The 11993-nt window shown below is 34.7% G+C and carries 11 protein-coding genes and 1 riboswitch; of the genes, 5 read left to right on the forward strand and 6 right to left on the reverse strand.

Annotated elements, in window-relative coordinates:
* Positions 1-98 precede the first annotated feature (98 nt).
* Both BTOYO_RS06275 and metE read left to right on the forward strand, forming a co-directional pair.
* Positions 99-656, forward strand: a complete 558-nt coding sequence (locus BTOYO_RS06275) for a PadR family transcriptional regulator (protein ID WP_000062055.1) — start codon at positions 99-101, stop codon at positions 654-656.
* A gap of 206 nt (positions 657-862) precedes the next feature.
* A riboswitch (cobalamin riboswitch) is annotated at positions 863-1051 on the forward strand.
* 128 nt (positions 1052-1179) lie between these two features.
* Complete coding sequence (gene metE, locus BTOYO_RS06280) at positions 1180-3468, forward strand: 5-methyltetrahydropteroyltriglutamate--homocysteine S-methyltransferase (protein ID WP_001007623.1); 2289 nt, start codon at positions 1180-1182, stop codon at positions 3466-3468.
* 37 nt (positions 3469-3505) lie between these two features.
* On the opposite strand, the gene BTOYO_RS06285 is transcribed toward metE, so the two are convergent.
* Both BTOYO_RS06285 and nucA read right to left on the reverse strand, forming a co-directional pair.
* Positions 3506-3895: a competence protein ComJ gene (locus BTOYO_RS06285; protein ID WP_000424018.1), complete on the reverse strand. Its 390-nt coding sequence runs from the start codon at positions 3893-3895 to the stop codon at positions 3506-3508.
* Positions 3896-3930: 35 nt separating this feature from the next.
* Positions 3931-4365, reverse strand: coding sequence for a DNA-entry nuclease (nucA, locus tag BTOYO_RS06290; protein WP_000811503.1), 435 nt, complete (start codon positions 4363-4365; stop codon positions 3931-3933).
* 238 nt (positions 4366-4603) lie between these two features.
* On the opposite strand from nucA, the gene BTOYO_RS06295 reads away from it, so the two are divergent.
* The gene (locus tag BTOYO_RS06295) at positions 4604-5353 is read left to right on the forward strand and encodes a DUF3967 domain-containing protein (protein ID WP_000387494.1); all 750 of its coding nucleotides are present in this window, start codon (positions 4604-4606) and stop codon (positions 5351-5353) included.
* A 38-nt stretch (positions 5354-5391) separates the two neighbouring features.
* On the opposite strand, the gene BTOYO_RS06300 is transcribed toward BTOYO_RS06295, so the two are convergent.
* Positions 5392-6666 carry a sensor histidine kinase gene (locus BTOYO_RS06300; RefSeq protein WP_000420366.1) on the reverse strand — a complete coding sequence of 425 codons (1275 nt, stop codon included), beginning with the start codon at positions 6664-6666 and terminating at the stop codon, positions 5392-5394.
* Positions 6667-6977: 311 nt separating this feature from the next.
* Here BTOYO_RS06300 and BTOYO_RS06305 point away from each other — a divergent pair, with 311 nt between their 5' ends.
* Together BTOYO_RS06305 and BTOYO_RS06310 are read left to right on the forward strand one after the other, a co-directional pair.
* Complete coding sequence (locus BTOYO_RS06305; RefSeq protein WP_000929282.1) at positions 6978-7178, forward strand: hypothetical protein; 201 nt, start codon at positions 6978-6980, stop codon at positions 7176-7178.
* A gap of 118 nt (positions 7179-7296) precedes the next feature.
* The gene (locus BTOYO_RS06310; RefSeq protein ID WP_000434560.1) at positions 7297-8460 is read left to right on the forward strand and encodes an aminotransferase A; all 1164 of its coding nucleotides are present in this window, start codon (positions 7297-7299) and stop codon (positions 8458-8460) included.
* 13 nt (positions 8461-8473) lie between these two features.
* Here BTOYO_RS06310 and malR read toward each other — a convergent pair whose 3' ends face one another.
* The 3 genes from malR to malC form a co-directional block, all read right to left on the reverse strand.
* Complete coding sequence (malR, locus tag BTOYO_RS06315) at positions 8474-9496, reverse strand: maltose operon transcriptional repressor MalR (RefSeq protein WP_023441030.1); 1023 nt, start codon at positions 9494-9496, stop codon at positions 8474-8476.
* 285 nt (positions 9497-9781) lie between these two features.
* Positions 9782-10624 (reverse strand): maltosaccharide ABC transporter permease MalD, encoded by an 843-nt coding sequence (malD, locus tag BTOYO_RS06320; protein WP_001022595.1) that lies wholly within the window; start codon positions 10622-10624, stop codon positions 9782-9784.
* Complete coding sequence (gene malC, locus BTOYO_RS06325; protein WP_001195001.1) at positions 10625-11926, reverse strand: maltosaccharide ABC transporter permease MalC; 1302 nt, start codon at positions 11924-11926, stop codon at positions 10625-10627.
* Positions 11927-11993: the final 67 nt, after the last annotated feature.

Genomic DNA, 11993 nt, shown 5'->3' on the forward strand with positions numbered 1-11993 from the left:
ATATCCCTTTATGAAAAAGGATATGCCGTTTATAATATGTATAAAATCAAACTTTAATTAGTAGGGATACAGTTTTTATGTACAGGAGTTGAGACAGAATGAGCATGAAATTAGTCATTCTCGGCTTGCTACTCGAAGGAGATAAACATCCATATGAAGTGCAGCACATAATGAAAGACAGACAGATGGATTATTATATTAAATATGCAAAAGGATCACTTTATTACGCCTTCGAGCAATTAGAAAAGCAAGGTGCAATTCGCATTACAACTATTGTTCGTGATACGAATAGACCAGATAAAACAATCTTTCATATAACAGAGGAAGGTAAACAACTATTTCACACGTTACTCTTAAAACAGTTCGAAGCAAAAAACCAAATATATAAACCAATTTATTCAGCACTTTCTTTCACTCATTTTGGTGATGATCAAGAATTGGTTCCAATTTTAGAAAAAAAGAAACATGATACCGTTCAATATTTACATAAAATGCAAACTATATATGATTGCAGTAAAGGAAAAATTCCACGTGCACAACTATATATTTTACAAAGTGTTATTGAGCATATTACCGTTGAATTACAATGGTTAAGCACCCTCCTTAACGATGCCATAGCAGGACGACTTTCAAAATTTGATGTAGATGAAAATTGAGCGAGTAAAGAAGACGTTCCCTCTTCTTTACTCGCTCAATTTTTCTATATTTTCACATTCCATTATATATCATTAATCTGAAAAACACCTAAATTATTCAGAATATTAAGAAATAAAACCTTTAGAATTTTCTTATTTTAAAACAGTAGACAAAATTCCAAAAATTGTGTTAGAATTTGTTTCAATATCATATCGCTTGTTAAATTCCTTTCAAAAGGAAAATAGGTACACGAAAATTTCGTTTCGTGTTTAAAAGGGAAGCTTGGTGAAACTCCAACACGGTCCCGCCACTGTAAATGCTGAGATTTCTTTGTTAGTGCCACTGTGAGAACGGGAAGGTGAAAGAAATTATATGAAGCATAAGTCAGGAGACCTGCCTGTTTTAACAACACTGATAGATTCACGGATGATGATGAGGTGTTAAAACAAAAAGGAAGGCTTATTTTCTATGTCTTTGTACTTTTTGTTATAAGTATTTCCTAGTAAACGGAAATGCTTACTTTCAATTAGGGAGGAATTTAAAATGGCAATTCAAACAAGTAACTTAGGTTATCCACGTATCGGACTACAACGAGAATGGAAAAAAACATTGGAAGCTTTTTGGTCCAATAAAATTGATGAAGAACAATTTTTAACAACGATGAAAGAAATTCGCCTTCAACACGTAAAAGTACAGCAAGAAAAAGGAATTGAACTCATTCCAGTCGGCGATTTTACATATTATGATCACGTTCTGGATACTGCTTATATGTTAGGTTTTATCCCGTCACGTTTTTCTGAGTTTACATCTTACCTTGATGTATATTTTGCAATGGCGCGTGGCTCTAAAGATCACGTAGCTTCCGAAATGACTAAATGGTTTAACACAAACTATCATTATATTGTTCCTGAATATGAAGAGGGATTACAAATCTCTTTAAAAGATAATCGTCCACTTCGCTTATACGAAGAGGCAAAACAAGAATTAGGCGTAGATGGAAAGCCTGTTATTTTAGGACCATATACTTTCTTAAAATTAGCAAAAGGCTATAAACAAGATCAATTTGCTACTATTTTAAAACAGTTAGTTACACCTTACGTACAACTACTTTCAGAACTACATGCGGCTGGTGCACAAATCATTCAAGTTGATGAACCGATTTTCGCTTCTTTAACTAAAGAAGAAATTCAGCATGCGAAAGAAATTTATGAAACTATTCGTAAAGAAGTTCCAAACGCGAATCTTCTTTTACAAACATATTTTGATAGTGTAGAAGAAAACTATGAAGAAATTATTACATTCCCTGTATCTAGTGTTGGTTTAGATTTCGTTCACGGTAAAGAAGGTAATTTAAATGCTATTGCGAAATACGGATTCCCAGCTGACAAAACTTTAGCAGTCGGTTGTATAGATGGCCGTAACATTTGGAGAGCGGACCTTGATGAAATTCTTACGTTATTTACAACGTTACAAAAACAAGTCCAAACAAAAGATTTCATCGTTCAGCCTTCTTGTAGTTTAATGCATTCACCAATTGATAAAACCGAAGAAACTCACTTATCGACTGAACTATTTGATGCGCTAGCATTTGCAAACCAAAAATTAGAAGAACTAGTTCTTATTCATTCTGCTTTGACTCAAGGTACAGAAAGCATTAGTAACGAACTTGAAACATATCGCAATGCGCACCATACAATACGTTCATCTGCTGCACGTAACCGAGAAGATGTCAAAGCAGCACGAACAGCACTAAAAGAAGAAGATTTTTCACGCCCTCTTCCATTTGAAAAACGATACGAATTACAACAAGTTGCTCTGCAGTTACCGTTGTTACCAACAACAACTATCGGTAGCTTCCCGCAAACAACTGAAGTTCGTCAAACGCGAAAAGAATGGCGTAACGGCGTTATCTCAAATGAACAATATGAGCAATTTATTGAAAAAGAAACAGAAAAATGGATTCGTTACCAAGAAGAAATCGGTCTTGATGTTCTTGTTCATGGTGAATTTGAAAGAACTGACATGGTCGAATACTTCGGTGAACGTCTTGCTGGTTTCTCCTTCACTAAAAACGGTTGGGTACAATCGTATGGTTCCCGTTGCGTGAAACCACCTGTTATTTATGGTGATGTTGCCTTTATAAATGGAATGACTATTAAAGAAACTGTATACGCACAAAGCTTAACAGAAAAAGTAGTAAAAGGTATGCTAACTGGACCTGTCACTATTTTAAATTGGTCATTCGTTCGAAATGATATTTCAAGAAAAGAAGTTTCCTATCAAATTGCATTAGCACTTCGTCATGAAATTGAATTACTTGAATCGTCTGGAATTAGAGTAATCCAAGTCGATGAGCCAGCGCTTCGTGAAGGAATGCCACTAAAAGAAAAAGATTGGGATGCATATATTACATGGGCAGTTCAATCCTTCCTTTTAGCAACATCTTCTGTAGCCAATGAAACGCAAATTCATACGCACATGTGTTACAGTAACTTCGAAGATATTGTAGATGCTATTCGTGCATTAGATGCGGATGTCATTTCTATCGAAACATCACGTAGTCACGGAGAATTTATTGATACATTAAAACATACAACATATGAAAAAGGGATCGGTCTAGGGGTATACGATATTCATAGCCCACGTGTACCGAGTAAAGATGAAATGTTTGAAATCGTAGAACAATCTTTACAAGTATGTGATCCTAAATATTTCTGGATTAATCCTGACTGTGGTTTAAAAACAAGAAAAACAGAAGAAGTTATTCCAGCTTTAGAACACATGGTGCAAGCAGCAAAAGATGCTCGTTCCCTTTTAAAAACAAATGCATAACAAAAATGGGTTATCCTTCCTTAGGATAACCCATTTTTTATTCTTTACTTTCAAAAAAGAATTCGTATTGTAGTTTATATAACTCATCATCCGTTGGTTCTTCAAGAGGAATTACCTGCAATACAACTGTATACTCACCATTTGGAATAGGAATTTGAAATTTATTTGAAAGAATACTCGTTACAACGATACATTCATTTTTAATTGTAAAAGGAACCGTAACTGTTCTAATTACTTCTTCTTTTTCAATATGTTTTCCACAAGTCACTTTTATTTCACAAGTATAATCAGAAAGTGCTTCAAAAATAACAGTTCCATCCGCCTTAGCATAACCTCTATCAAAATCTTCATCCGTCCAGTCTACGTAAGGCTGTTCACCGTCATAGTTCATCAACATTAATTGTGAATAAGAAATTGTTAACTCCATCGTTCCCCTTCTCCTTCATTATGAAATATGTAACACTACTTCACTTCAAATTTCACACGCGTACCATCTGGATATTTATCTAACTTATTTCCTACCCAAGAACCTGCTCCGCGATTATCCGCTGGACTTATATATTCAATATGCGCCCCTTTTCCGCCTTCTTTACACATCGCCATTGGCCATTCATCACGATCATAGCCTTTTTTTGATGGATATGGAGCTAACGATAATTTCCTTCTATCTCCAGCACCACCACGATCAATTGTACAAACTTCTGAATGTCCTTCTTTTATAGCATCCGTAATATGTTTCCCTGTCTCTGGATATCGCTCTTTCGGAAATTCTAGAACTTGATCATACGCATTCGTTTTTTTGATACTTGTTTCCTCTGGAACAAGTACTTCATACACCGCTACTACAATAGAAAGAATTGCAATAATTGAAATGATAATACCTTTTAATTGCTTCATGTATACCTCCATGATTCTACCAGTTTCTTTTCCTCCGTTATTATAACAAACTTCTCCTGTATATGTTTTCAGACATTATTTTAGCTCTTCTTCGCCATTCCGCCAAAAATCTCTCATTTTTCTTCATCTTTTCACTAATGCTGTAGAAAACTAATAACCTTCCGACATTCTTTTTCAAAGGAAGTCCTCATAAAAAGATTGAAATGATATATACGATACTTTTTGGGGAGGAAATAACATGGAAGCTATCTATAAAACAAAAGATGTCACGAATAAAACAGGCATCCCAAAACATATAGTCCGTAAATATAGTCAACTGTTAGAGGAACATGGGTATATCATTTCAAAAACAGCTGATGCTCGTATTTATAAACTGGATGATTTAAAACTATTGAAATCTATACATGAAAGAGCTGCTAAACTGCAAGAAGATATTTCAGAAACGATACCTATTATTTTAAAAGAAAAAGAGGCCCCGCCTGTACCCGCTATACAAGATAAGCAAGAAATACAAACGAAAGAAAAAGAAGATGGGCGTAACTTTGAGGAGTTCATGTTAAAACTCGAAATGCTCGCTCAATTAAATGAAGCAATTATTCATCAAAATTCTACTCTAATTACACAAAATCGTTTGAAAGATGAAAAATTAGATGAATTGATGCAACAAGTTTATGTAAAAGAAGGCTCTCAAGAAAAAATGCTACAAGAGTTAGTTGATCACGCCGCTCAAACAGATGCCTTGCAAAAAGAAAAGATGGACTTATTAATGAATCATATGTATAAACGAGAATCCAAGCAAGAAGAAAAAATGAATAAACTCGTTAATCAAATTTATCATAAAGACAGTAACCGTGATACACAACTTATGCAAGTTATTCGCGAAATTCAAGAAACAAAAAGAATGGTCGCCGCCTCAAAAGAACAAGGTTTCTTCCATTCATTTAAAAGTTTATTTAGCCGAACAAAACAAGAAAGAACAAACGAATAAACAATATACAATAAAAAGTTACCTTCCATCGGTAACTTTTATTCCTTACTTCTTACAGCTGGTAATATAATAATCGCTTCAGTACCTTTTCCGCTTTCGCTTTTATATTCCAGTGTACCATTATGCGCTTGTAAAATACTAAATGTCACCATAAGTCCTAATCCTGTCCCTTTTTCTTTTAAAGAATAATACGGTTGTCCAAGCCTTGCTAACTGTTCTTTTGTCATACCAACGCCACTATCTTTAACTCTTATTACGATTGTTTCGTCTTTTTGAACAGCCGTTACTTTTAAATATCCTTTATTTCCTTGAATTGCTTCAATACCATTTTTAACAACATTCATAATAGCTTGCTTCAATTTCGTCTTATCACCAATCGTATAAAGGCTCTCAGAAATCTCAACTTGCAAATATACACCTTGCATCGCTGCAAATGATGACATTAAAGTAGTCATTTCTATAAGTTGCGCGGATAAACAAATGTGTTCTTTTTTCTCAATTTGCGGTCTTGCTAAATTTAAATAATCTGAAATAATTTGTTCCGCCCGATCTAATTCAGCTAATACGAGACGCATATAGTCCTTATTCTTCATTTCTTCCGTACTTTCTAGCAATTGGATAAATCCACGAACAACAGTGAGCGGATTTCGAACCTCATGTGCAACACTTGCTGCTAATTCACTTACGATATTAAGTTTTTCTGATTTTTGCATCTCAGTACGTAGTAATGCGTTTTCATTTAAATATTCCGTTAAATACACCTGAAATACCATAGTCATAACCATAATAAGCGAGGCAAATATAAATCCGCTATATATTTGCGAAATATACGGTGTAAAACCTGTTTCTAACAGCACATTAATTATACCAAATACTAGAAAAACCAACACATAAAATGACGAAATCATAAATGCTAAAATTAGCTTCTTACCCCTTGAAAAAAGAGACCATTTCTTTGATAAGAACAATGGAACTATCAATAGAAATATTACTTCTACAACTGGAAGAATGCTCATTCCTTTTAGTGCCCATTCATATGTAACAAAAATAACTGCTGGGATTAAACCGACAATCCCACCATATAAAAAACCACTGACAATTGGGATTGGGTGAAAGTTATACCCGCAAACATTGTCAAAACAAATAGAATATGTCATGGAGAGAACGAGCGTAACGCTAGATAAAAACATAATAAAGTAACGATTCGGCTTCGGAGGCATTTCTTGATAGCGATTTAAACGAATCGCTTCATATAAAAATAATGGCAAAATAATGATGGCAATTTGGATCAATAAATCACGGATAAGCTCCATAGCCTCTCATCCCCTATATGTATTTTGATATGATTATATCATTTTATTAGTGTATTTGTTTTAAAATTTTGATTTTTCTTAACATATTTGTTAATTCTTTGTTAACAACACATATTAATTGTTACAGATTTTCGAAATGATTGTAAACCCTGTACCAAATTTCCTTCATGCAGTATACAATGAATACGGATTACAAAGAAAATATAAAAAATACTTCACTAGACGGACAACTATAGTAAAATACAGCATATAATCCATACTATCTATGTTTACAAATAAGTGATCATTACTTTAGTAGGAGGAAGATAAATATGGCAGGTACTACGCTTGTTTTAAAAGAAGAAAATTTGGTAGTTCTAGAAAATGTTGAAAAATCAGTGTATGAGGAATTACAGCATAAAACAGGAGAAGCAGATTGCACATGTGCTGTGAACGAATCAGTTGTTCACCTTGGCAAAGTATCCTCTGTACTTTGGAATGAAGATGAAATAGATTGGGAATACGGATACTAAAAAGCCGCTTATAGCGGCTTTTTTTCTGTTCTCTCTTTCTAAATTTCATATACAAAGCGCAATCATAGAAAGTATGATAAAATGAACTTAATTTTCAAACGGAAGAAAGGGAGATACAATGGAACAATTCATTAATCCTAGAGTAAAGGACATCCAAATTTCTGGAATCCGCCAATTCTCTAATATGATTCAAAACTATGATAATCTTATCTCTTTAACAATTGGGCAACCCGATTTCCCTACACCTTCTCTCGTAAAAGAAGCGGCAAAACGGGCCATTACAGAAAATTATACAAGCTACACACATAACGCTGGTTTACTAGAATTACGAAAGGCCGCTTGTAACTTTGTAAAAGATAACTACGATTTACATTATTCAGCTGAAAACGAAACCATCGTTACAATCGGTGCTAGTGAAGCAATTGACGTTGCATTCCGAACGATTTTAGAGCCCGGGACAGAAGTAATTTTGCCTGCTCCTATTTATCCAGGTTACGAGCCTATTATTCGACTATGCGGCGCAACGCCAATTTTTGTAGATGTTCGTGAAACTGGATTTCGTTTAACTGCTGCAGCACTAGAAAATGCTATTACAGAAAAAACGAGATGCGTCGTACTGCCATATCCTTCTAATCCAACTGGTGTAACTTTATCAAAAGAAGAATTAAAAGATATTGTATCAGTCTTAAAAGATAAAAATATTTTTGTTCTTTCAGATGAAATTTACAGCGAACTTGTATACGAAGAAAAACACACATCTATCGCCCATTTCCCAGAAATGCGTGAAAAGACGATCGTCATTAACGGTTTATCTAAATCACATTCTATGACTGGCTGGCGTGTTGGACTTTTATTCGCACCAAACTATTTAGCAGGACATATTTTAAAAGTTCATCAATACAATGTAACATGTGCTACTTCAATCGCCCAATATGCCGCAATCGAAGCATTAACTGCCGCTAAAGACGCACCGAAGATGATGCGCCACCAATACAAAAAACGCCGTGATTACGTATATAATAGACTCACTCAAATGGGGCTAACAGTTGAAAAACCAACAGGTGCATTTTACTTATTCCCATATGTTGGCCATTTAACATCTTCATCATTTGATTTTGCACTTGATCTAGTAAAAGAAGCTGGACTAGCCATCGTTCCTGGAACAGCATTTTCTGAGTATGGTGAAGGTTATCTTCGCCTTTCCTATGCATATAGTATCGAAACTTTAAAAGAAGGCTGTGATCGTTTAGAAGCCTTTCTACAAAAAAAAGCTAAGAGTTAAACTCCTAGCTTTTTTATGCATAATGATCACATGTTTGACGCTTCAATAATTTATGCGGAATAATGATACACTTGGCAGTAGATTCAGCATTCTCCACTTTATCAACTAAAGCTTTTGCTGCTTCATATCCTAACTGATATATATTCACATCAACTGTTGAAAGCGGCGGACTCGCAATTTCTGATAATAAAGCATTATTAAAGCTTACAATTGAAACGTCTTTCGGTACAACGAATCCTTTTTTAGAAAGCGCACTTAACACACCAAGTCCAATTAAATCATCCGTAGCTATAATTGCTGTCTGTGGTTGTTTTAGTCCCATTAACTCTTCAACAGCTTGTTGACCACTTTCCCTTGAAAAATCAAAATGTAAAATATACTCTTTCGGTAATACAATGTCTGCTAATTTTAAAGCATCACTCATACCTGCTAAACGATCTCTTGTTACAAGTAAATCTGAGCCACCACCAATGAACGCGACCTGTTTATGTCCTAGTGAAATTAAATATTCTGCCACTTCTCTTGCAGCTGTATAATTGTCATTATCTACATATGTGATTTCATCTTTTCGATCATATGGTTTTCCAATTAAAACAAACGGGAAGTTTTGGTCATGCAAGTATTGAATAATCCGATCGTTCTCTCTTGAATATAAAAGAATAATACCACCAATTTGACGCCCTTGTACCATTTTTACAACACCATTAAAAATTTCATCTTCCGTTTCACCTGTCGACATATAAAGTGCATACCCTTCCACATGTGCAAATGAACTAATTCCTCTTATAACTTCCGGGAAAAACGGATTTTGAAAAGCTTTACTTGCAGAGCTTGGCATAACAAGACCAAGTGTCTTCGTCGTTTGGTTCGCAAGGTTTCTTGCATTTAAATTTGGATGATATCCTAATTCACTCATTACTTTTCGAACACGGCGCTTTGTCTTTTCACTTATACTTGGATTATCAGCAATTACACGAGAAACAGTTGATGGTGCTACGTTCGCCTTCTTCGCCACATCTTTAATTGTAACTGTCATAAAAAATCCCCTCCTCTCACTTCTCTGCCATTTTTCATATATTTTATCTTGCACTCGTTGCAAGTCATAGGAGAAGTCATAAACTTTCATTTATTTATTTTATCTTGCAAAACTTATCATATTCTCCCTCTCCATGTATTGTAAGGGATATAGCTCTTTTTTCCTATACTATAATATACTATTTATTTCACTTATTTTCACATGTGATGTCAAATCTCTTTTCATCTCCCTATAAAGCTTTTTATAGGGAGATGAAAAGAAAAATGGGACGTAATGTCCCATTTTTCATCCTTTCGTACCTCCAGCTGTTAAACCAGAGATAAAGTATTTTTGTAGTGATAGGAATAAAATTGAAATTGGGATTGCAATTAATACTGAACCCGCTGCAAACGTCGTAAATTCATTACCAAATTTCTTCGCTACCATTTCATATAATCCAACTGCTAAAGTATAATTTTCTGGTGTGCGCAAAATGATACTCGCTAAAATGAAATCTGTAAATGGACCGATGAAAGTGAATAACGCTACAACCGCTACGATTGGCTTTGCAAGCGGCATAATGATTTGCCAAAAAATACGAAAATGCCCTGCTCCATCCATACGAGCTGACTCATCCAATTCTTTCGGAATCGTATCAAAATACCCTTTCATAAGCCATGTATTCATAGGGATTGCCCCGCCTACATAAATTAAAATTAATGCAAGGTGTGTATCAATTAATCCTGTTAACTGCGCTAATACGTATAGAGCGATTAACGCTGCAAAGTTCGGAATCATTTGCAGAATTAAAAATGTTAGTAAGCCATTTTTTCTTCCAACAAAACGGTATCTCGAAAATGCATAAGCAGTAAAACTAATTGCTAACACTGAGAAAATCATCGTTAAAACACTTACTTTTAATGTGTTTTTATACCATAGTAAGTAATTACTATTCTCTAGATCTAATAACTTACGATAATGATCTAACGTTGCATTTTGCGGAATAATACTTGATCCAGATAAACTATCACCCGGATTAAACGATGAGCCAATAATCCATAATAATGGATAGAAAATTATGGCACACATTACAAAAATAACGAAATAGCTTAATGAGAGACGTAACATCTTCTGTCTTTTAATATTCATTTACATCATATCCTCTTCTTGGAATGATTTTGTTCTCTTAAATTGCCATAACGCAACTGTAATAACGATTAACGATAAAATCATTGTAAGAGCTGCTGCTTTCCCGTACTGCGCTGAAGTCATCGTCAACTTATAAATCCATGAAATTAAAATATCTGTTCCACCTGCATCTTGTCCAGCTACAGCAGGTCCTCCGCCGTTAAATAGATAGATAATACTAAAGTTATTAAAGTTAAACGTATATTGCGTAATTAATATTGGTGCTGTTGCATATAAAACAAGTGGCAATGTAATTTTACGAAACTGTTGCCAAGCTGTCGCTCCATCTACTGTAGCCGCTTCATATAATTCTCCTGGAATCGATTGCAAAATACCTGTTGTCATTGCAAAGACGAATGGGAACCCAAGCCACGTTTGAATCATAATTAAAGCTATCTTCGCCCAAAATGGATCTGTCATCCAAGCTATCTTTTCAATTCCGAATAACGCCAATACTTGATTGTTAATTGCTCCAAACGTTTCATTAAACATACCAGAGAAAACAAGAATAGATACGAATGCTGGAACAGCCCACGGTAAAATGAAGATTGTTCGAATAATTGCCTTCCCTTTAATACCAGGCTGATTTACGATAATCGCTAAAAAAATACCGAGTGCAACTTGTAATGTCGTTGCAACGAATGTCCAAATGACCGTCCAAGAGAATACACTTAAAAATGTCTCTCTCCACATCGGTAGTGTGAAAATATCAATAAAGTTTTTAAAGCCCACCCAATCTACTAATTTAGCTGGAGGAGAATGATATAAATCATAGTTCGTAAATCCAATTAAAATTACGAAAATGATTGGAAATACAACAACAAAGATAAGTAGTAGAAAACCTGGCGAAACCATTAAATACGGAAAGCCTTGATCTAATAAATTACGGTATTGCTCTTTTACAGAGTTTAAAGGTGTTCCGATATCACGTTTCTTTCCATTTTGATACGCATCATATAAATTAAATGCATATATTCCGAGTCCAAACCCGATAACGATAAGTGCTAAGATCCCTTCCACTAATAGAAAGACAGAATGATCACGTGGAACTTCTGTACCAAGCGTTACAATCCCCCATAATCCCATATTTAATAAATCAGCAAAGGCTACAATAAATGAACCTGTTAATACTAGAAAAATAAGACCTTTTACAAATTGTTTATTATACATTTGGCCCACGCCCGGAATGATTGATAACATGGTTGCCATTTTCCTATGTTTTGAACCGTTCATATCTTTCATTGGTTCCATAGATGTTTGCATATTCCTTCCCCCTTTTTTCTTCCTACTTGGAAGGGAGAGAATTCGTGCCCCTCATATTAGAGGCACG

Origin of the sequence: Bacillus toyonensis BCT-7112 (assembly GCF_000496285.1) — a bacterium.
GTDB classification, from domain to species: domain Bacteria; phylum Bacillota; class Bacilli; order Bacillales; family Bacillaceae_G; genus Bacillus_A; species Bacillus_A toyonensis.

Excerpts from the sequence above, each read along its gene's own strand:
- BTOYO_RS06275 (WP_000062055.1), top strand. The coding sequence starts at position 99 with ATGAGCATGAAATTAGTCATTCTCGGCTTGCTACTCGAAGGAGATAAA.
- metE (WP_001007623.1), top strand. The coding sequence starts at position 1,180 with ATGGCAATTCAAACAAGTAACTTAGGTTATCCACGTATCGGACTACAA.
- BTOYO_RS06285 (WP_000424018.1), bottom strand. The coding sequence starts at position 3,895 with ATGGAGTTAACAATTTCTTATTCACAATTAATGTTGATGAACTATGAC.
- nucA (WP_000811503.1), bottom strand. The coding sequence starts at position 4,365 with ATGAAGCAATTAAAAGGTATTATCATTTCAATTATTGCAATTCTTTCT.
- BTOYO_RS06295 (WP_000387494.1), top strand. The coding sequence starts at position 4,604 with ATGGAAGCTATCTATAAAACAAAAGATGTCACGAATAAAACAGGCATC.
- BTOYO_RS06300 (WP_000420366.1), bottom strand. The coding sequence starts at position 6,666 with ATGGAGCTTATCCGTGATTTATTGATCCAAATTGCCATCATTATTTTG.
- BTOYO_RS06305 (WP_000929282.1), top strand. The coding sequence starts at position 6,978 with ATGGCAGGTACTACGCTTGTTTTAAAAGAAGAAAATTTGGTAGTTCTA.
- BTOYO_RS06310 (WP_000434560.1), top strand. The coding sequence starts at position 7,297 with ATGGAACAATTCATTAATCCTAGAGTAAAGGACATCCAAATTTCTGGA.
- malR (WP_023441030.1), bottom strand. The coding sequence starts at position 9,496 with ATGACAGTTACAATTAAAGATGTGGCGAAGAAGGCGAACGTAGCACCA.
- malD (WP_001022595.1), bottom strand. The coding sequence starts at position 10,624 with ATGAATATTAAAAGACAGAAGATGTTACGTCTCTCATTAAGCTATTTC.
- malC (WP_001195001.1), bottom strand. The coding sequence starts at position 11,926 with ATGCAAACATCTATGGAACCAATGAAAGATATGAACGGTTCAAAACAT.